The sequence below is a fragment of the Belliella aquatica genome (assembly GCF_014637795.1).
Taxonomy (GTDB): domain Bacteria; phylum Bacteroidota; class Bacteroidia; order Cytophagales; family Cyclobacteriaceae; genus Belliella; species Belliella aquatica.
In genome coordinates this window covers 1-22011 of sequence record NZ_BMFD01000013.1, presented here as the reverse complement: position 1 = coordinate 22011, position 22011 = coordinate 1, and the positions used below count along the sequence as shown (strand labels likewise).

Below are 22011 nucleotides of genomic sequence, written 5' to 3'. Positions count from 1 at the left end.
TTGGGATTATGGGTTACTTGATTTTAATTTCTCTATTTCAGCCGATATGCCCTCGTAGGTCTTATCAGCGATTCCCAGACCTGTAAGCTTTCCTGCTTGGTCTATCAGTTGCAACTGTGGCGCTGAGCTGATATTGAAATAACTCAGGTAAGGATGTGCGGTGGGATTTGTAGACAATCCTGTCCATAGATGCATAGTATCATCGGGCGCATAGGTCCCCATTTCCCTGGATCGTTTCCATATTTTTTCATTTCTGTCTAAGCTTAAAGCTAAAAGCACCACCTCTTTGTCCTCTCCATACCGCTCTTTCAATCGGATGAAGTGATCTTCATTGAAAAATTTGCAGGCCGAACAGCCTGTCATCCATATATTCAATAAGACGATCTTCCCTTCAAAATCTCTCAAGCTGACTTCTTCCCCAGCTTCATTTAAAAATGGATATTCAGGAACTTGAATTCCGGGTAAACTGGCCGCATACCAAGGCTCCAAGAGCTTCTTGAATTTGGGTCTTTCTACCTCTTGGAGAAATGTCCCAAAATCCTTAATTCCAAATTTTAAAATGTTTTTTCTCTCCAAATAATGCCCTGTCAGGATGGCTTCTCTAAGTGCAGCTTTCTCCTCTAGACCAGATTCTTCGAAAACTGATTTTCCTGAAATCATAGATTTGGCCAGCATCCTGTACTCCTGCATCTTGAGATAAGTAGGAGAAAAACTTGGATCAAAATCACTTACATATGAATCTATTTCAGATTCTTTAACTTTAAAAAAAGCTTCAAATTGAGGTTTTAGGGCAGGTTCCCGTTCTTCTAAATCTCTGTAGTAATAGCCATAGAAGCCATAGAAAACTTTAATATACAGATTGGAGATAATTTCAGTCATCACCGCATCTGCCACAAATGCGGGAGTGCGCTCTTTGTAAAATGCTACCTGTGTCCAGAAATCCTCATCCTCCAAAACTGATAAATCTGACTTCATTTTGGCAAAGCGATCTACCCTAGACACTACAGGAAGCACTTTCCTTCTAAACTGCCCATTGTTGTCCTGTACTTTTGTGGCGGAAGCTTGATCAAAGGCATTACTGGAAGAGTAGACGAGATAACTTGGCTGGTCAAAAGTGGCTCTGTCCACCAATTGACTTAAATTATGCATCATCTCAAAAGCATATCTTGAAGGACCTCCAAACAATACAGTGGATTCCACCTGATCAATTTTTATCTTGATGCTGTCTCCCTTGCTGAGCAAATAAGGTCCGTAACGCTTTATTCCCGCTTCATCTTCAAAGCTTATCCATGCAGGGAGATTGGCTTGGTCAACTTCCAGTGCAAAATCCTTGGTTCTTTGGTTGATTGCGCCCTGAAGTAGGGATGTTTGCTTGACAGTGATCAGCGTATCTATGGAAGCAGCTCTTTTTTGAGCAAAGTCAAATGGATCACTCCACATCTTGACTCGGATATGCTGCCTATCTTCCAAGGCATACAACTCTCCATAGAGATGGGCATTCTTCTCGTCTTGGCCATATCCTGAAATACTAAGATTCAGAAAGACCAAAATCAATAATAGGTATCGTTTAATCTTCATAATTTGGAGTTGATTAGGTTATTCCGCCGCGCCTGTGCGCTTGTGGCGTAGCGGACAAGTAGTTGATTTGATGATTGGTATTAGTTTCATCACCCACAATGATCACAATGTTGATCAGCGGTGCAGGATTAATTTCAGGTTCCGGCGGTTTATCTAGTTGCATGGTTTAGTTTATTGAGTTGATTGACGGAAAAGAGAAAAGGTTAAATGCGAAAGGTTGGGTTAGTGGTTGAGATGGCGTCTTTTAGTCGTCAAATCGGTTTAGTTAATTGGTTATCAGTTGAATTCCGCTACACCATAGGCGCACAGACGCGGCGGACAAGTGGTTAATTGAGTAAAGGTCTTGGTACTTAGTACTTTGTACTTCGTACATTTTACCCTCTCACATCTAAATAAAGGTGGCCGGCACTACGGTTTTCAGGAATCATCGCCGGCCAGGGGAGCCTACTCCCCCACTCCGCCGTCCAATAGTGTCGTCACCTTGTGTGTTTCCGAGCTGCTATTTGGATTACTATTTATCGTTTAACCTAATTATGAGAAAAGGTGGACGGGGAGGCCCGAGGGATTGGTGATTTTAGACCTACCTAGCGGTAGGCAGGTTTTAGATTGGGGGGGCGGGTTAGTTTCATGGTTTTAGTTATTAGTGGAATAGGTTGAATTGTTAATCGTTAAATGTTAAATGTTAGGTTTATGGTTGAGATGGCATACTTGAGTCGTCATATCAGTGTAGTTAATTGGTTATCAGTTGAATTCCGCCGCGGTGGACAAGTGGTTAATTGAGTAGAGGTCTTGGTACTTAGTACTTTGTACTTCGTACATTTTACCCTCTTGTTTCTTTCCTCTCGCCTCTTGCCTCTAAAGAAGCCCCAGCACAATGGGCAGGTATGTGGTACGCTGCAAACCAGTTTAGCATCACTTGTTTTTAGGTTAGACATAGATTCCACTGGCTGGGGCGTTGAGGTGAGGCAACCTTTCTTTTTTTGGTTAATTGGGTTATTGGTTGAATTGGTTAATTGAGATGGTGTCTTGTGGCCCGTCATATCGACCTTGCCTCACGATTGAGGGAGGCAGAGGAGCTTGCCCCGAAGTATTTCGGGGAGATATCTCGTCTTAGTTACATTCTCTGGATTCTTTAGAACTCCTCTCCTATTTTTGACTAGATGAGATTTCTTCCCGCACCCCGATAGGAATCGGGAGCAAGACAGGCATCGTCAAAAAGAACTCGAACTAGATTATTAAGAACTACAGTCTTGCGTCTTGAATCTTATGTCTTATATCTTATTAAAAGACACAGCAATCCCAGGAAGCATGTTTTTTGTGCTTTCATACAATTAATGTTTGAAGTCTAAAGAAAATCCGAAAGGAATTGAAGTGACTAAAACCAGATTGGTGAAGCCGCCGCATCTTGGTACTTTGTACATTGTACTTTGTACATTGTACAATTCAAGCATTTGAAAATCATAGACAAGACAATTCCATTCAGGGGAAAATCCTCTGTTAGACTTGGGTTAAGAAGATTGATTTTGGGATCTTGCCTATCTGTGCTTCTGCAAAATCGATATGATAGGAAGATTGGCGAGCGCATCCATAACGTATGTATTTTGGAAAAGCGTATCTGAGTAGATGGCTCTTGGGAAAAAGAGGATGAAGAGGCTGAGAAACTTCAAGGACATCAATAAAGAACCTATCAGCTACAGCTATTCATCGGTAAGCATTTCAAACTGGAGACTTGATAATATTGCGCTGGATTTCTTGTAGAGAAACCATTCTAGAAATAAATTTAATGTTCAAAGCTCCAATTGAAAATTTGCTACTAGAATGAAATTGGTAAATACTTCTCAATAGGCAAGTATAAATGAACAACAGTAAACTGCTGATGCTCATATAATATCTTCCTTTTCCGGTATGTATTTCAACTAATATCATACACAATTTTAAGAACTTTTATTTGAAAAAAAGATTAATTGAAGTAGTTTAGAAGTTGCTTAAAGTAGTTTAAAACTACTTTTTAAAAGCATTTTGTTAAAAGGTTAATTATGACATCTTTTTAGTTTCATAATATCAAAATATTAATTAAATTAGTTTGAATAACGCAATGATCATGAAAGAAAATGAAGATTCTGGATTTACTGTCCTTGAAAATAAAAGTATAGGAAGAAATTTTTCAATGTTCCGTAAATTACGGGATAAGAAAGCTATAGAAGTAGCTGACTATTTAGGCCTGAAAGAAGCCGCCTATACAAAATATGAAAGAGGAGAAAGCAAAATCACAATTGACATGATTCAGAGTGTTGCCGAGTTCTTAAATGTGGATCCGCTTCAAATAATATCCTCACAACCAGGTCATATTATTGAGCATTTGACTAATTCACCATTTTCTATTTCAGGAAATGTAAAAGCTAATTACGCTGATAAAAATCAGACTGAGGTAATGATGAAGATGATGGAGACGATGATGCAGATGAATGAAGCTATCAAAAAGATTTTAGAGAATAAATGATTAATGAGTTGTTAATTATCGACTTCAAATTATTAAAAGCCTCTTAAAGGAGGCTTTAATATTATAAAAATACCCTATAGTTGGTATTTTTTTAGTGGAGTGGAATGGGTAGGTTTGATTAATATTTTTTTCATTACTAGGTCATTGCAAAATTCACTATGGAAAAAACTAAATCATATCTAGACTACCTAGATAAAACTTATTTAGAAGAACTAAACTACAAGATTTGGTCTACAAAAGGTGCTAGATTTCATGCTAGCCAAAGACTCCTCAAGATATCTCAACTATCAAACTTGTGTACAAGTTTGTTTTCTGTTTATTTAATTGCGTTAGGTTTACTATCTGTTTACAATGTCTATAACTCAACCTTCATCAGCACTAATACACTTGCGTATTCTACCACATGTTTATCTATTTTATTACTCGTTTTTACACAAACAGAAAATTCGAAAGATTATAATAAAAAAGCTAATGAATTTCATAAATGTGCTCTTGAGTTATCAAAATTATATAATAGCCTAAGGATTTTCAAGACACTAAATGAAAACTTAACTTTAGAAAATAAACGAATCTTTGCTGAGAAAATCTAAGAAGATTATGAACAAATTCTTCAAAGACATGAAAATCATGACTCTATTGATCACGAAAAATTTAAAGCTAATAAAGCAAAATATCACCAGCTCAATTGGAAAAGTGTAAGGATAATAAAGTTAAAATATTATTTCAAAACTAAATTTATTTTCCATGTATTAATAAGTATTCCACCAGCAATAATATTGCTATTATTAATTGGATCTTAACAATTCGAATTCTTCAGATCATTAAATACAACAAGTTGGTATAAAGTATACCTTATGTAAACTTGAAAGCCTTTCTGATTTTTGGTTATAATAGAAAATTGGGGTTAGTAAAGAAAATTAGGAAAAGTAAATCGATAAATCCGATCTGACTAAAGAGAAATAGAAATTAGCTCAAATTGAGCGATTTTGTTTATGTTAGTCAAAATTTAAATACCCTCAATTTCACATGGATGAACCTTCTGAATTAGATTACTTCTTAAACAAACGAACTGATAGAGTTTATCTAAGTCGCTCTCTCGATGATAAATTTCTTCAAACAAACGAAAAAGGAGAAGTTGTTGAATTGGTACGACCTTTTAGGATAATCTCTAAAATTATAGAGAATACAGAAACGCATAGTTTCATTAAAGATGGAAAAGAAGTATCACTGAGGATTACTCCCAATGGAAGACAAGAAATTAAAGCTAAATTTTATGAAGATACAAGAGGTATATCGACTTTAACAATCCAAAAGTACACCTCAGAAACAGGTATACCGCATAAAGCGAATTTTACTTTTCAAGGAGACGAGATTTTAACACTATTCAACTTTATTAGAAATATAGCACTCCTCCCTTTAAAGGATAAACAAAGCTCAAAATTTGATGATAAATGGTTAGAAGAAATCATTCTTTCTAAAGATCAAGTTTTTGAACTGATAAAAAGTAATCCTGAGTTAATTAAAGAAATTATTGAAAGTGACTTAACCTATGAAGACGTTGCAAATCTCGGATATAGAAAGCGTCAGTTAGAAATATTTGAACAGCTTTTAAATGATGAAAGCTATTTTGATCAAAGGAAAGTAGAATTAAGCAAAAATGGAGATGAAGCAGTTTGGCAGGATTTCTTTGAAAGAAATACTTGGATATTTGGCTATGGTTTAAACTATGTTTTCAATTCTTCATTAGAAGGTAAAAAACTTGAGCAAGTTGTATCAGGTTATAATTTCAATAGCTCCGGCAAAAGGATTGATGCATTAATGAAGACAAAGGGCATCATAAGCTCTTTTGTTTTCGGAGAGATTAAAACCCATAAAAAAGTTTTATTGAAGCAAGTTTCTGACCCATACAGAGGTGAATGCTGGGCGATTTCAGATGAATTAGCGGGTTCAATTGCTCAGGTTCAAAAATCTATTCAGAAGTTTATCAAAGATTTACCTACCAAAAATGAATTAAAAAATGAGCAAGGAGATTTAACTGGAGAACAAGTTTTTATCTATCAACCTAAATCTTTTGTGATTATTGGAGATTTAAATGAATTCAAAACTGATATCGGAATCAATGAAGATAAGTACAGTTCATTTGAGTTATTCAGACAAAATCAAAATAATCCTGAAATAATAACTTTTGACGAAATATTCCAACGAGCAAGATATATCATTAAACAGAATGAAGAAAATACAACAAAAACCTAGCCTACTAAGTACTGGGGAGTCCAACCCCTAAACTTCTCTCATAACTCCCGAAAATCGGGACAGGTTGTATCCAGATACGATCAACTATCGGGAATGGCTATGAATATCTAGATTGTTCTTATTGGGTTTATTCTTAGATTAGAAGAGAAAACTGAGAATAGGAATAAACTGCACATTTGCTTTCTGAATATTAAATAAAAATCAAGACCACTTTATAATCCGCTCCTCAACCTCTCTCCTTAGCTTCCCAGTTGCATACATCTTATTCAATGTCATCAACTTTTTGAGTAACTCGGCTGCATTGGATATAGAACAGATATATTGATTAACCAATTGATCAACCACCCAAAGCAAGCCATGGCATTCCAGCCTGAGATGCACTGCACATTTTCTAACGAGATTATCACTACTAATAACTATTCCATTTTCTAGACAAGTTGCAATATAAAGCACCGATTTATCCTCAGAAGAAAGTCCTTTGGGTAGTGCTAAGGCATCTATTTTTATAAAATCTTCCCATTCGAGATTATGAACAATCAGTTTTCCTACTTGCTGATAGGCTTTTAATACCTGGGATTGCTCTAAAAACAGTTCATTCAATACTTCAACTGTAGTATGAAGCTCTAAATTGAGTTGAAAAAAATCTGAGATCAAATCAAGCTCGATCAGATCTATAAAAATACAGGCATCCGTGACAGCAATCCTCATCAGATGACCATATTTTCCTTCCTAAACTCAGCCAACTTTTGATTTTTTAGGGCTGCTGCCTTACTGATGCTGATATACTCCTCCGCTAAGGCCCTGAACAAAAGCTGTGAAAAACGATTAGAATGCTCCATCCCTTCATAATCCACAGGCTCAGTTACCCGAAACCCCAACTGATTAAAAACCATATAAAACTGTTTGAGATAATTATCAGAAATTAACCCCAGATTTTTGGCCCGATAAACCAAGGCTTGCATGGAGATTCCATACTGCTGTTTGATAGCCCCTAATTCATTCATCGACAGTTTGTTTCTCTTACCTCCTAATTCCTGTCTTAAGGTTTCCTTGTGGATCAACATGGCTGATGCAAAAGCATGGCAGTATTTTTCCTTTTGCTTGTTTTCGTATCTATTGACATCTAGGAGCAAATGCCCCAGTTCATGTAAAGCAGTAAACCGTTTTCTATCAAGTTTATTCTTAAACTTAGCTTTATTCAATACGATTAAAGGAATATCTTTCGCGTTCACCCAAGTTGCAAAGCCATCGAATGATTCTTCAGAATCAATTTCAATTACTTTGACATGATGATCTTCCAAAAGCTCGATCACATTGGAGATGGCATCGGTTCCTAAGCCCCAGGCTTCTCTTAATTTTTCAGCAGCTTTATCTATATCTTCCAAGGAATTGATAGGCATTTCTTCTAGCGGATTGTGGAATTTGGTCTCTATTCCCAGGATTTCTTCCAGCTCGATGTAACGGCTCAATTCATTTTTGGCTATTTCTACAATCCTGTTTTTCTCTTTAGCAGGATAAGATTCCAATTTTCTAAATTCTATTACACCAAATTCTATTGCTGTATCAGCATGAAAATAATCCGGTCTTACATGGAGTGCTTCGGCTAAAATACCAATCATTTCAGAATCTGGCACAACTTGGCCTTGCTCGTACTTACTCAAAGCTTGTTTAGTAACATAATTATTTATTTGGTCTGCCAGACCTTGCAGGGATAAGCCATTCATCAATCGGGCTGATTTGAGACGTTCTGCTAGATATTTCATTTGTGTAATTTGTGTGATTGATTATAAAAGTAAACGTAAATATAGATATTCAGTTTACATATATCCAATATTTTTGATAATTGTCAATTAAATATGTCATGAAACCGTGACAATAAGATTGCTAAATACTGACAATTTGACTCTTTTTTTAATATCGAATGTAAATATTTTCTAAAGTTGAACTAAATTTACAGATTGGTATTTAATTTGTTTATTTGTCAACCAAATATTAAACTTATGGATAAAAACAAACACTTAGAATCAGTTATTTCGACGCATCAAATAACTAAAGAAAAAACACTTTTTGACAAATACGTCAAAAAGAAAAACGAGGTTAAAGAAGCCTTGGAAGAAAACTACGGAAGTGATTTATATTATCCCTTCAACTCGGGTTCTTATGCTAAAAATACCGCTATCAATACAAAATTTGATTTTGATTTGGTATCTCCTTTCAAACGTAATGCTTTTGGCTCGAACGGAACATTAAAAGAAATGTATGAAGATGTCTATTATTTTCTTTACGAGAAATACAAAGATGTTGCAGAGGTTAAAAAACAAAAAGTTTCAATTGGTTTGGAGTTTTACGCTGACAGTGATGGAGACGTAATTAAAATTGATGTTGTTCCTGGTCGTGAGTTGTCCCAAGACCAATACAGGGAAGATGAAAATTTGAACTTGTATGTGTATTACAAATATGGAAATATTGATGCAGGCAGTGAGCGAATTAAAACTAACGTTAAGGCTCAAATCAATAATATTAAAGACAGAGCTACGGCTGAAAAAGATTCGATAAGAAAAATAATACGCCTTTTGAAAGTTTGGAAAAATACCAAGTATATTTATCCTACTAAATCTTTCTTTTTGGAACTCATTACTATTAAAGCATTTGATTCTAAAAGTATTACCGGAAGTATTTGGGACAAACTCGAAACTGTTTTACAGTATATTAGAGATAATGTAACCAAAGAAAGCTTTACGCAAAAAGACCCAGGTAATAGTTCTAATGATTTAGCTGATACTTTGACTTCAACAGAAAAACAACAATTGTCGGATGATATGAAAAATATGCTTGAAAGAATTGAGGAGAATGATGAAAATCTGAAAACGTACTTTCCTGAAAATACTAAGTTTAAAAAAGAAGATACCAACAATAATCAATATGGAAAGAACAGTGGTATGCCGATTCCTCCACCGAAACTAAATTTTGGATAATAATAATGAGCCAAAGAGTAAATGAAATCAATACAATAGTAGAAAGCATTCCCGATGTGAAAATTGTAAAGCCATTTGTGCAGAGCAAAATTGACATCGAGGGATGTATTACTGTTTTTGTTGAAGGATTAGAGCAACCATTAGAATTCAATGTTACTATCCATCCTCAATATCCGTTTAAAAGCCACGAAACAGAAACTATTAAGTTTTCTGATGGTGATTTGATAGAGCATAAACATATTATGCAAAATGGAGCCATTTGTATTCATACAGCACATACTCCTGTTTTGTCCCAAAAACTAATTTATGATATTGAATCTGTAAAGGCTTGGATTAAGAAATATTACATCAACAAAGATTCGGATACTCATTATGAACATTTAATTATACCACAAAAAGCATTTAATGAAAACCATTTTGCTTACTTCTTCAATGAAGTAGATTATACTTTCCATAAAAATCAATTTGGCTTTGTTGACTATTCAATAATGAACAATGGAGTTTTTCACAAAGAGAATATCCAGAGCAGTATTTTTCAGTCTTTCTTAAATAAGGATAGAAAAAAAATAGTAGATGTCGATTGGAATTTCCAACTTAAAAATTTACCTCAAAGCATCGGATTATTCATCTTCGTGAAAGATGCACCGAGTAAAAATCAACGTTGGGTTTTTGATGAATGGAAAGATTTTGAAGCTACATTACCACAAGATTTTTTGAAATTTCTACACAATGTCGAAGAAAGACTTGTAAAAGAGGAAGGAAAATCGCTTCCATTATTTGTAGGGTATAATATTTCTGAAACAGAAATTCATTGGCAAGCGATTATATTGGAAATTGGTGATTTTCCTATTTACGGCGAAAAAATAAACAAACAATGGTTTACAAAGATTAAAGAAGATAAGTCCATCGATTGGGCAATGACAAGAAATTGTTCGTATAAGTACTTTTTTGGCAGAGGAAAACTAAGTGACCGAATAACAGAAAGTAAAATATTGATTATTGGCATCGGAGCTGTAGGGGGCATAGTAGCTAAAACATTGGTAAGATGTGGCTGTCGAAAATTAGGTTTTATAGAATATGATGTAAAAGAACCAGAAAATGTTTGCAGGTCGGAATATTCTTTCTTTACAGGAATTACCAATAAGACCAATGATTTAATAAACGAATTATGCTTGGTTTCTCCTTTTTTCGAACCTGTTGATGGTGGTTACGATTATTCAGAAGCGTTTGATTTTTTCATTAAATCACACTTGGCAAACTCAAGTATCAAAGCCGAAATGGAAAAGCATCTTGACAATTACGATATTATTATTGATTGCTCTGCCGACAATGACTTGCTTTACGTATTAAGCCAGTTAAATATAAATTCAACGCTTTTAAATCTTTCAATATCAAACCACGCAAAACATTTGGTCTGTGCTACGGAACATAATCGGTATGACTTTATAACATCCCAATTTGGCGGAAATATTCTCAAATTTGATGTTGATGACTTACATAATCCTACAGGCTGTTGGAGCCCAACATTTAAAGCTTCTTATAATGATATAAACGTTCTTGTGCAGACAGCGATAAAGCAGATAAATTTGAAATTAGAGCAAGAAAAAACGCTAAGGAATTTTGTTATTGAAACAGATGACACTGGTGGTTTTAACATTAAAATAAAAGAATTTTGATTTTAAAAATAGAAAAAATAGGATTAAGTCTTGAAGTTGAGGACGAACTGCTAAATAAACTTCTGGAAATAGGTAAAACTCACTATCCTAAAGAATTTGGTGGATTTTTAATTGGGTATTATTCCGAAAACAATATGCATCTGCATATTACAGATACAATACTTCCAAAGAAGTATCAAGCATCAAAGTATAATTTTGAACGAAGTACAAAAGGAATAGAAAATGAACTTGTGGAATTTTATGCAGAGAATCTGAGAAAGATTTACATCGGAGAATGGCATACCCATCCAGATAATAGTCCTATACCAAGCGCAACAGATATTTCGGCAATAAATACAATTATAAACAGCAAAAAGACTTCCATCGCAAATCCAGTTTTATTGATAATAGGATGTTCCAATACAACGGTAGACTTTGGATTTTACGTTTGGTTTGAAAATAAATTATATAAATATGAGTAAAGTAAATTTAAAACAATTATTCAATGGGTTGCAGCAACAGATGTCTGCCCAACTAAATACAAACAGAGAGTTTATTGACCATCCAGGTTCTAAAGGAGATGCTTTAGAAAATGCTTGGATAGATTGGTTGCGAAAATATTTGCCCAACAGATATTGTGTTGACAAAGCAATAGTAATAGACCACGAAGGCAATACGAGCCAACAAATGGATATTGTTATTTACGATAATTGGTTTACTCCATTTATTTTTACTCAAAATGGATTTCATTATATTCCGGCAGAAGGAGTGTATGCGGTTTTTGAAGTCAAGCCTGATATAAAAGGTAATGTGGGAGAAAAATCCTATATCGAATATGCAGGAGAAAAAATAGAAAGTGTAAGAGTGCTTAAAAGAGAAGCTGCAAGCTTCATCAATGGCGGAATAAAAATCACTCCCCGTCCACTAACAAAAGTATTAGGGGGAATTCTTTGTAGCACTAATGGTTTCACACATAAGAATAATGATACCATTGAAAAACATATCAAAGCTTTAGAAAATCTACAGAGTATTGATTTGGGTTGCATCGCTGATTATGGTAGCTTTTATATAGATTATAATCCAAACGCTGAAATTACAATAGTTGGACAAGATGCATATTTAGAATTTTATGCTAACAGAAAATTTAATAAGATGAAGTTTAGCGAAGCAAGTCATTCATTTGTAACTTTCTTTATGCAACTAACACGCTATTTACAGCTAGCCATTGGTACAATCCCTGCAATAAATCTGAATGCTTACTTAAAAAATATTGGAGAAGAAGTTGATGAGCAAATATAACGTTTAGCTATTAATTCCAATTTCAGAATCAACGATTTTATCTAAAAGGCTTTTATTTAATCTTTCAATTAAGATTTTGAAGTTATCCTTAAACCAAAGCTGAGAATATGGCGATAACACAATTTTATCTATTAGTTTCTCAATTTCAACTGGAATAGAGAATCCGCTTGACAAACCTTGCTTATACTCTTCAGTAGAAGGGTTTCGTTTTTGGTTATTTGATGTGGCAAAAACCCTTATTTCTTTTTCATATTCGTAAAATTCCTTCTTTGTAATTGCTAAGTTGGTTTTGGTGAGACTCTCAGCGTCAATATAGTTTTTGTATTTCACCTCACCAATCTTAAAAAAATCAATATCATATAATGGGCTCTTCTCGATAAAATCTATCATGGAAAAATCCTCATTTAATTCTGGTACACCATCAACTGATTCAATACATTGAATCAATTTTGAAACTGTACTTTTGATGGCAACACCATTTGGGGATCCTCCAAGATAAATCTTCCATAATGCATATGATTCAGCAGTATTTAAAGACCAACAACTCACATATGTATTTTCTTTAAACTTTCTTGCTATTGAAATTTCCTTCTCTAATGTTGAAGTTATTTTATGGATCGGTAGGCCTGTAGCTAAATAGTACTTTTTTCTTTTATCTATAGACATCAATGGGATTTCCATTTCAAATTTGTCCTCCATTTTAATCGCATTTGCAAAAAATAAGGATCTATGAAGGACAAGATCTATAAATTTTTCCAATGACATGTATCGCCAAATTACTTGATTACCATGAAGCGACCCAGTTTTCTCAACTTTCATCTTGATACAAGTTTAAACCATATTCGTATTCTCAACCAATTCCACATATGTTATTTTTCCAATTTCCTCAATTCTTAATACTCTGAATGATGCCCCTCTCATAAAAAGATGCTCAAACTCATCTTTGTTATTTGAAATTGTGGAAATATCTCTTGCTTTACTGTTTTCTTTTGTAGTTTGAATTCTAAAAACAACAGGATAACTCTCGTAATCTTCAATAGATGTTGATAAATAGTTTGGAACGTTAATTATTCCACCCTCGACCATTCCATTCCATAAACCATAAGTCCCATGAAATAATTTCATGTTGTCTGAAGGGGTGATTTTGGCTAAAGCCATATCCAGATTTTCAATAAAAATTTTACAATTTCCATCCAATTTATCTTCTCTTATTTTCGAATTTATCCACCTTGAACTATGTCCAGTGTATGCTAGAATATGTAAAGCCTCAATTTTTGAAAGTTGATATTTTTCAATCCCATCAATCGCTACTTGGCTTTCTTTTTTGTATTCTTTTGAAAGGAATGATGCAAATGCTTTTTCTAAATCTGCATATGTAAATCCATCTAAACCAATTATATATGAATTTTTAAAATTAGGATCTTCTAACATAATATTAACTGATAAATTTGTTGATTGGGGACTCCGCCGCCATTCCAATCTCCCCATCCCCTACTTGATATTTCTCTTCTACCCTCACCTGCCCATTCATCAACATCGGCAACAACCAATCCCTCAGAGCCGCTAGCTCTTGGTTTTGTTTTTCTAGGTTTTCTTGTTTTTGAAAAATTGGATTTACCTTATTTGTGAATTCATGAATTATGCCTTTGAATGGCACAATCATTTTAATGGTTTTGAGTGTACTGGCTGAAACTTCTCTAAATGTAGAGCCACTCGCATTATTTTCAATGATTGGCATCATTTGGCTCAGTTTATAATAGACATACTCAGTTGTGTATGGAAGTTGTGGTACAAAAGATTTAAATCCTTGATTGGTTGTAACTTCATCAATTGAAACTGCTAAATACCCCACTGGTGCTCTTGAACTCATCAGAATTGTTCCTCTTGGCATAATATTTAATGAAGCACTATCTTTCCCTTTTTGGGTAACATCAAATTCCCCTCTTTTTATGAATTTATTTCCAACATTATTTGAAAGGTCTTTCGGGGTAATCCAAGGAATACCATCTTTGGTAAAGTATTCCGGGTTGTTTCTGGAAGGGGTACTTCCTCCAATAATGTTTCCTAAGTCATTTAGATAACCACTTCCCCATCCCTCCGGCACCTCCCTCTTCAACTCATTATTCCAAACCATCTTTCCCCCTGAGGATTTGTAGGGTTTTACATCTTTAGGATCTGAGGTTTCGTCTGCAGGCTTGCCCTGAGCAAAGTCATAAGGAAAATCAAACTGTACAAACCAATAATCATAAATCAACTTCGCCATCCCCTCCAACTCCGCATTGATCTTGTTGTTGAGTTCGATTTTGTTGTCAAGGGCGGATAAGATGGAGGCGATTTTTTTTTGTTGGATTAAATTTGGTAACCTCAGTGATATATTATCCATCAAAGAAGTATTCAGTGATGGCATTGTAGCACCTACTGAGATATTGCGCATCATTTCTTTGAAGCTTCTTAATCTGAAATAATAACTTATAAATCTAGGACTAGCTTTTTCTTTATCAATTCTTACTCGAATACATCTTCCAGAAAATAACCAACCTTCCTCATTTTTACTTACATATGTACTTCTATCAACGGATCCAACTCGACTAAAAACTATATCTCCCTCTTCAAGCAAATATTTATTTAACCTCTCCTTGTCCTCATTTGAAACAAATGGAAGATTTTGGTGAGTGAAGCCAGTTTCACCAAGGTGTTCAACAGTTACAATTGGAGTTCCAATTTCTACATAATCTCGCTCATGTAATTGGCTTCCAAAAGGTCCTGTTTGAGATTTTGCAATATTTATTAAAGTAATATTATTCATTTTGCATTCTTAAAAGTTTATTCTGTTTGCGCATCCTACTACATAACAACTAACATTACATTCACAACAAATTTAAATTCATCATTTTAATTTTTGTAAAATAGTTTAAATTTGAATTAGTCTTTACCTTAGGTTTGGATACAACAAAGGTTTTTAACGTTGAACCAGTTAATCAACGTTAATTTTTTGCTTCATTCAGATCTAGCCAAATTTCAACTTCTTCAAATTCCCCATAATCTCCCTATCCAAATTTTCTCCACTTGCAAACAGGCCCTCCAGTCTTTCTTCAAACCCACCCAACTTTTCCTGAAATTCCTCCTCGGAAATATCCACATACTCTATCTTTACCTCAAAGTATTGCCCTGCTGAGAAGGAGTAATTCTTTTCTTGAACTTGCTCTTTACTTACCACTACTGATAGGTCTTCTATCGCTTCTTTTTGATTGAAAGTATCTATGATTCTAGCTTCTTCTTCTTTGGTAAGTACGGTGCGTTGATTTTTGCCTTCTTTGATTGTTTGCCCCAATTTGGAAGCATCCATCAGTACGATTTGATCAGTATCTGCTTGCTTGTCTAAGAAAATTACAGAGACGTTCGTACCTGTACTGGCGAAGATATTGCTAGGCATACTCACCACTCCTCTCAGCCAGCCTTTATCTATCAGTCGCTCACGGATCTTTTTTTCTATCCCACTCTGTGCGGTGATAAAACCTGTTGGCACAACAATAGCCGCTTTCCCTGTATCGCTCAGGCTATACATGATATGTTGGATAAACATCAAATAAATGGCCATGGATTCTTTTTTTGCCTTGGGCACATTAGGGACGCCGGCAAAGAAACGTTCTTTGAAAATATCCTTTTCCAAGTCGTCTTTGAAATCCGAAAAATCCAGCTTAAATGGTGGATTAGAGACGATATAGTCAAATTTGGTATTGAGATAATAAGGCTGGGCTATGGTATTGGTCTTGATGATATTGGGAATGCTGTGGGTGAGGTTATTCAATATCAGGTTCAGCCTCAGCATATTGCTGGACTTCTGGGAAATATCCTCGGAATAAATGGAACAGTTGTCCTCTCCAATCTGATGCGCCAAGGACATCAAGAGGGTCCCCGATCCTGCACTTGGATCGTAGCATCGGGCTTTTTTGACCGGTTCGGGTGCCATGATGCTTGCCATAATTCTGGCTACTGCATGGGGTGTATAATACTCCGCGTACTTCCCTCCTGAGTCGGAGTTGTAGTCCTTGATCAGGTATTCGAATATGGTTGCGAAGAAATCATACTTCTGCCCAAACATCTCCTCAAAAGAAAACTCAAAGAGTTTGTTGATCAGTGCCTTGCTAAACGCATCCCGCTGTGAAGAATCAGAGATAAACTGACTGAGTTCATCAAAGAGAGAATCCTTAGCACCAGAAAAGGACTTAACGGAAAAAACCTCAGCATTTTCCAAACTTACCTGTCTTAGCGTATCATCGAAGGTTTTGGAAAAATCTCCTTCATTCTGTCTGTTATGCAAAGCCGAAATCAGTTGATGTGGCTTTAGGCGTGGAACATTTGGATTGAGGGAAGCCAAAAGAAAATTGTAAGCTTCTTCCTCCATATTTTCCAATGCTTCTCTGAAATTTTCGGCTTGAGCCAGTTGGGGTTCTTCCTTTTTAACTTCGTACCTGAACTTGTCATTAAGGAATTTGTATAAGACTACCTGGGTAATGATTTTGAATTCGTTCCCGTCATTGCCAAGACCGTAATTTGCGCAGACACTTTTAAGGCTGTCTATGAGCTGTTTGGTCTTGTTTATAAAACTGATATCCTGTGTCATGGGTTAAACTCTTGCTTGATATAATTGCAAATACTCTTTGACAATCAATTGGTTAATTTTTTCTGTTGTAGGAAAATCCAAAGGAATATTTTCCTTTTTCTTAAATTCGTTAACTACCTGTTGCATGATATATTTATTGAAGAAAGCCTCGTTTTTCAAGATGTCTTCCTGACCTTCGAGTTTGTCATCCACGCTAATTTTGACTTGCATCAATGCCCTGTGGAGCTGCATTTCTTTGGCACTCAATGTTCCCTTTTCGGTTAAACGCTTATGAATGCGGGTATATTTTTCGTCATGTTCGTATTTGGCATTCAGGAGGGCATTTTTGCGGTTGAGTTCCTTGGCTTGACCTTGTATTTTGCGAAGCAAACGCATATTTTCTACCATATCCATTTGGTTGGTCTCAGAGAGGTTTTTCTTTTTAAAAATCCTCTCTAATTCTTCCCTTAGGCTTATAAATTCAGGATCTATCTGATCTATATTTTGTTGCAAAGCTTCCCTTGTTCTTCGAAGTGCATCCTTATATTCATCGGCGAGCTTAAGTTCCTCCTCTCCGACTTTGATAAACTGGAATACGATATCCTCCAGAGCGGTATTGAGCAGATTTTGGGTGGCTTCCTCGTTGCCTATACTTTCAACAAAGTTCAAGTTGTCCAACCTTCCTTGCGCGATCAGGAGCAATTTATTCCAAGTTTCGAAGTCGGTAATATCTCCCAATCCCTCAAAGCCATTGATGGCAATGATGTTTTTGAGTTCTTTGGCCGTGCGCAAAGCTTTTATCAATTGGATCAGTGCTTTTTTATCATTGAGCTGGGCGATCTGATTAGAGAAAAGCTCCACATTTTCATTGTCATAATGAAAGAGTGTTTCCTTGATTTCGGCAATTTCCTGTTTGATTTCTGCTTCTGACTTAAAGAGGTAGGAATACATTTCCATTTCATCACCCAAGGTTTCCTGTAGCTCCTGAAAGTACAGCTGATTGGTTCGGTCGAAAGCTTTGGAAATATCAGCAAAGTCCACCACATAGCCATATTGATACTTTTTGTAGGGACGGTTAACCCTTGTCAAGGTCTGCAGCAAGTTGTGATCTTGGATAACTCTGGCAAGATAGAGCTTCTTTAGTCGCTTTGCATCAAAACCAGTCAACAACATGTTGTAGACAAAGAGAATATCTATTTTGCCAACTTTATATGCTTTGATTAAGTCCTTTCGGGTTTGTTTGTCATTTTCATCATGAAGAATCAATGCAGCTGTCAGGACTTTTTTGACCTTTTGCTTGCCATACTTTGAAGGTGGTTCAGCTGCTAAGGGTAATTTTTCTGCATTAGTTTCCTGTATTCCGAATCGTTCTTCGAAAAGCTCAAAAAGCATTTTCGCTTGCTTGGAAGAATCACAGACCACCATTCCTGCCAAAGATGGATCTTGCCAATGTGCACGGAATTCCTGAAGGTCATTGGCGATGTAGTCCAAGAGACCACTTGCAAATCTTCTGTCAGCATAGACATCAGCTGACCGGATATCTCCTTTGAGGACCTTGATCTGCTCCATTACTTCCTGCATTTCCATCTTGAAGCTGCCTTCTATCTCCTCCCGGATCAATCTCAAGGTATAGCCATCTGCTATGGAGCGGTTGTAGTAGTATTTATGAATGTAATTTCCAAAAAGCAGTTTGGAATCAAAATCTTTAGCTACTTCTTTCAGGAGTGGCGTACCTGTCAAAGCGATGATCACCGCTTTCTTATCTGAGTTTATTAGGTTGGCCAGGTAGTTTCCTTTTGGATTATAACTTCTATGCGCTTCGTCCAAGAAGTAGATTCGCTGAGAATGAATATCATAAGGTAAGTCTTCGACGCCTGTAGCCCCTTCACTGAATTTCTGTATGTTGACGACTGTGATTTCAGGTTGCCCGGAATCATTGTGCAATGCTCCGATGACCTTCATTCCAGTCATGAAAGCCTCACGGGAATTAACCTGTATTACTTTCAGTCCCCTATTTGAAAATTCAGAGGAAGCTTGAATCATCAAATCTATGCGATCTACGATGAAGTAGAATTTCGGAATGATATTCTGTTGTTGGTAGTAATCCGTAAGATGCTTGACATTATAATAAGCCAATGCGGTCTTGCCAGATCCTTGTGTGTGCCAAATGATTCCTTTTCGCTGTCCTTCAGTCAATTTGTGTGCAATGGCCTTTGTAGCAAACATCTGCGGGTAGCGCATGATATGTTTTTGTCGGTCTATGCTCCCATCCTCTTTAGTTTCATCTACATAGGCAAAAGCGTAGCGAAGGACAAAAGCCAATCGCTCCTTGCTAAGTAAGGAAGTAATTATTCGGTGGGTTGGTGTATTGGGATCCTTGTTGGTATTGAATTCAGGACTGTGCTTGATGACCAACAGGTTGTTGTCTTTGAGAATTGCGTTTTCATCCTCTTCTGATACGGCCAATAGTTTTTGGCTAACGGGATGATCCTCGTCTTCCCTGAAGTAATTGAAATGCAGGTCAGCATATGCTGAGGCTGCATAGAAGGCGCCGAAAATAGGTTCGACGATACCATCTTCATACTCCATGTTATTGGAAAAGATCATCATTTGGCTGATGTTGGCAAATCGTCGAAAGTGTTTGTTTTTGAACCGTGCGTTTATTCTGTTTCTTTCTGCAATGACCCCATCTTTGTTGTGAGGTTTTTTGACTTCAATAAAGACCAATGGCATTCCATTGATGAGAATGGTGATATCAGGTCTGAATTCTTCATCACCGCTTTTGCAGGTGAGTTCGGTGGTTACATGGAAGGTATTCTTTTCGAAGTTCTTAAAATCAATCAGTCTGATTCCAGAGGTAGATGTCAGTCTTTCATAGAATTTCTTTCCCAGATCTTCATAATCCAGTTCCAGGCTAATTTCATCGAGTAATCGGAGAAGGTCCTGCTTGGTTGTTTCTGGGTTGATCGTTTGCAAACTGTCTAAAAAAATGTCCTCGAAGATGTTGGTATCTTCCCTTCGAATCTGTTGTTTGACAGGGATATACTCGTATCCCAGTCGCATCAGGTGAAGGATAGCGGGGATTTTCACCCTAGAATTTTCATTAAAAGCCATAAAGTATCAAAAAAGAAAGGAGTCGTTTAATCTCGGAAGATATTAAGGAAAAGGGTTTTTTGCAAGGTGAGGGAGTTGAATTGTGGGAATGATGATGAATTCCTTATCTAGTGGTAAGTAAATTCGACACCTTTGGCTTGGTGGGAGACAGGGTCGCGAGTTATAGGTGTCAATGCCTATCCCGTGGAATCATGGGAACAAAAAGTAAGAGAAAGAAATATATTCATCTCAAAACAGATTCTCTCACTACTCAAAATCAACCTTCATCATTTCTAAATTTACTCATCCTCCTATCGTCCCAAAAGACACTTCTATTTCGAATACAGCCACCGCCGCGACTCTGGGTCACGTGTGCACCCTTCTTTACCATGCACGGCGGCGCATATCAAATGTAGTGACTATAATTCTTTTCAAAGCGCCTTGTAAGGTGCTAATAATGATTTATCCCCTATGGAGATACTTTCCCTGACTAGTTTTAGTTAAAATTAAGAAATTCAGCGTTCATCATTTTTTTATCCCTTCCCCCATTACCTTCTTCCTTTCCCTTACCCTAGATTCTCAAAGGCAAGTCCTAATCTTATTTAAAGAAAAACCTTACAGTCTCACTCAAACCGTCTGATGCGGGTGGGAATGTTGGGAAACCGGGCGGGCGTTGGCCTTTTGCGGGTTGAAGAGCCTGTCCCGCAGTATTGCGGGAATTTTCCCAACTTGATTTTTTTGTTACTTTTTTGATCAAGCAAAAAAGTAAGAGAAAGAAATATACAAAGCTCTAAAACTTTTTCTCACTACTCAAAATCAACCTTCCTCTTTTCTAAATTTACTAATCCTCCTATCGTCCCGAGAGACACCCCAAATTTCTAATATACCTATCTCCGGGACTCCAGGTCAGGTGTGCGCATTCCTTTACCATGCACAGCGGCGCATATCGAATGTAGTGACTATAATTCTTTTCAAAGCGCCTTCCCGCAATGCTGCGGGACAAGTCGTACATGTTTACCTCCCGTAAGGGACGGCCTGCCTCACGTAAGGGAGGGCTAATAATAATTTATCCCCCCTGAGCCTGCCCCGAAGTATTTCGGGGAGCTACTTTCTTTGACTAGATTTTCGATAGCAATTTTTATTGAATTTAAAATGTCCTTATTACTGATATAATTACTGACTCCAGACTTCTCAATGGACGGCCCTAGTTCTTTTAAGTTAATTGTGGAAACCGTTAAGAAAATGGGTTAGCTCGCGAAGCTTGCAGCGAGATCCACCCATTTTTAGGTTGGAACAATTGACTTAAAATTAAATTGGGTCGATAACTGAAATTATCAAAACATCCGCTATCCCAATTTAAAAGCATCAGCTCAGGCCTAGATTTTTTGTTACTTTTTCATCAATAGCCTGTCCCGCAGAATTGCGGGAGAAAAAGTAAGAGAAAGAAATATCAAATGCTTCAATAATTTTTCTCACTAAAAAAATACCCCTTCCTCTTTTCTAAATTTACTAATCCTCCTATCGTCCTGAAAGACACGCATATTTCTAAAAATAATTACCTCACTTTAGGGAGGGCTAATAATGATTCATCCCCCCTGAGCCTGCCCCGAAGTATTTCGGGGGGATACTTTCTTTGACTAGATTATCCTCTTTATCTAGATTGCATCCACACTTCCATATTTTTCCAATTCAATATTTTAAATCCAACATTCAGAGTTCGACATTTTTTTCCTCTCTCCTTTCTTGCCCGCCGTGGCGGGGACCTTTTACCTTTTTTCTCTCTTCAAATATCCTCGGTGATCCTCTGTGCCTCCTCTGTGCCACTCGGTGTAATAAAAAAATTTTTCCCTTCACCTTTCTCCTTTTCCCTTTTCCCTTTTTTTTTCCTCCTTCATCCCTCATCCTTCATCCTTTCTTTCACCTTTTTCCTTTTCCCTTTTACCTTTTTCTCTGTACCTCCCTAAATAGCGTTGACCGTTTGGTTCAACATTCATTAAGTATTTCCATCGGGCAATCATGAGCCAGAGGTTCTTCTCTTGGGCAAACTTCGTAGGG

Annotated in this window: 15 protein-coding genes and 1 pseudogene; 7 read left to right on the top strand and 9 right to left on the bottom strand. The window is 36.4% G+C overall.

Translation table 11 applies throughout. The features are described from left to right. Positions 1 to 6 precede the first annotated feature (6 nt). Entirely contained in the window at positions 7 to 1578 is a 1572-nt protein-coding gene (locus tag IEV57_RS15125) for a TlpA family protein disulfide reductase (RefSeq protein ID WP_188443888.1), read from the bottom strand. Between the two features lie 13 nt (positions 1579 to 1591). Beyond that, positions 1592 to 1741, bottom strand: a complete 150-nt coding sequence (locus IEV57_RS15120) for a hypothetical protein (protein ID WP_188443887.1) — start codon at positions 1739 to 1741, stop codon at positions 1592 to 1594. Between the two features lie 1938 nt (positions 1742 to 3679). Here IEV57_RS15120 and IEV57_RS15115 point away from each other — a divergent pair. The 3 genes and pseudogenes from IEV57_RS15115 to IEV57_RS15100 all read left to right on the top strand — a co-directional run bounded on the left by IEV57_RS15115 (position 3680) and on the right by IEV57_RS15100 (position 6331). Further along, positions 3680 to 4078 carry a helix-turn-helix domain-containing protein gene (locus tag IEV57_RS15115; RefSeq protein WP_188443886.1) on the top strand — a complete coding sequence of 133 codons (399 nt, stop codon included), beginning with the start codon at positions 3680 to 3682 and terminating at the stop codon, positions 4076 to 4078. Positions 4079 to 4236: 158 nt separating this feature from the next. Continuing rightward, positions 4237 to 4878 (top strand): annotated as a pseudogene (locus tag IEV57_RS19525) (SLATT domain-containing protein). 226 nt (positions 4879 to 5104) lie between these two features. Then, the gene (locus tag IEV57_RS15100; protein ID WP_188443884.1) at positions 5105 to 6331 is read left to right on the top strand and encodes a Shedu immune nuclease family protein; all 1227 of its coding nucleotides are present in this window, start codon (positions 5105 to 5107) and stop codon (positions 6329 to 6331) included. 201 nt (positions 6332 to 6532) lie between these two features. Here the strand turns inward: IEV57_RS15100 and IEV57_RS15095 are convergent, their stop codons facing one another. Both IEV57_RS15095 and IEV57_RS15090 read right to left on the bottom strand, forming a co-directional pair. Then, a complete protein-coding gene (locus IEV57_RS15095; protein WP_188443883.1) occupies positions 6533 to 7039 on the bottom strand; it encodes a PIN domain-containing protein in 507 nt (168 codons plus the stop codon). After that, on the bottom strand, positions 7039 to 8094 hold the full coding sequence (locus IEV57_RS15090) for a helix-turn-helix domain-containing protein (protein ID WP_188443882.1): 1056 nt from the start codon (positions 8092 to 8094) through the stop codon (positions 7039 to 7041). Before IEV57_RS15090 ends, IEV57_RS15095 begins: the two co-directional genes overlap by 1 nt. Positions 8095 to 8331: 237 nt before the next feature. Between IEV57_RS15090 and IEV57_RS15085 the strand changes: the two genes are divergently transcribed. Genes IEV57_RS15085 through IEV57_RS15070 form a run of 4 tightly spaced genes read left to right on the top strand, consistent with a single transcriptional unit; the run spans position 8332 to position 12260 of the window. Next, positions 8332 to 9306, top strand: a complete 975-nt coding sequence (locus IEV57_RS15085) for a nucleotidyltransferase family protein (protein ID WP_188443881.1) — start codon at positions 8332 to 8334, stop codon at positions 9304 to 9306. Between the two features lie 5 nt (positions 9307 to 9311). Next, positions 9312 to 10982 carry a ThiF family adenylyltransferase gene (locus IEV57_RS15080; RefSeq protein WP_188443880.1) on the top strand — a complete coding sequence of 557 codons (1671 nt, stop codon included), beginning with the start codon at positions 9312 to 9314 and terminating at the stop codon, positions 10980 to 10982. Continuing rightward, positions 10979 to 11443 (top strand): Mov34/MPN/PAD-1 family protein, encoded by a 465-nt coding sequence (locus IEV57_RS15075; RefSeq protein WP_188443879.1) that lies wholly within the window; start codon positions 10979 to 10981, stop codon positions 11441 to 11443. Before IEV57_RS15080 ends, IEV57_RS15075 begins: the two co-directional genes overlap by 4 nt. After that, positions 11436 to 12260, top strand: a complete 825-nt coding sequence (locus tag IEV57_RS15070) for a DUF6602 domain-containing protein (protein WP_188443878.1) — start codon at positions 11436 to 11438, stop codon at positions 12258 to 12260. The genes IEV57_RS15075 and IEV57_RS15070 overlap by 8 nt, the downstream gene beginning before the upstream one ends. Positions 12261 to 12263: 3 nt before the next feature. Here IEV57_RS15070 and IEV57_RS15065 read toward each other — a convergent pair whose 3' ends face one another. From IEV57_RS15065 to IEV57_RS15045, 5 genes are all read right to left on the bottom strand, one after another. Next, on the bottom strand, positions 12264 to 13079 hold the full coding sequence (locus IEV57_RS15065) for a hypothetical protein (protein WP_188443877.1): 816 nt from the start codon (positions 13077 to 13079) through the stop codon (positions 12264 to 12266). Between the two features lie 12 nt (positions 13080 to 13091). Continuing rightward, a complete protein-coding gene (locus IEV57_RS15060) occupies positions 13092 to 13691 on the bottom strand; it encodes an ADP-ribosyltransferase (protein ID WP_188443876.1) in 600 nt (199 codons plus the stop codon). Positions 13692 to 13695: 4 nt separating this feature from the next. After that, the gene (locus IEV57_RS15055; protein ID WP_188443875.1) at positions 13696 to 15066 is read right to left on the bottom strand and encodes a restriction endonuclease subunit S; all 1371 of its coding nucleotides are present in this window, start codon (positions 15064 to 15066) and stop codon (positions 13696 to 13698) included. Positions 15067 to 15267: 201 nt separating this feature from the next. Beyond that, a complete protein-coding gene (locus tag IEV57_RS15050; RefSeq protein WP_188443874.1) occupies positions 15268 to 16884 on the bottom strand; it encodes an HsdM family class I SAM-dependent methyltransferase in 1617 nt (538 codons plus the stop codon). 3 nt (positions 16885 to 16887) lie between these two features. Continuing rightward, positions 16888 to 19977 carry a type I restriction endonuclease subunit R gene (locus IEV57_RS15045; protein ID WP_188443873.1) on the bottom strand — a complete coding sequence of 1030 codons (3090 nt, stop codon included), beginning with the start codon at positions 19975 to 19977 and terminating at the stop codon, positions 16888 to 16890. Between the last annotated feature and the right edge of the window lie 2034 nt (positions 19978 to 22011).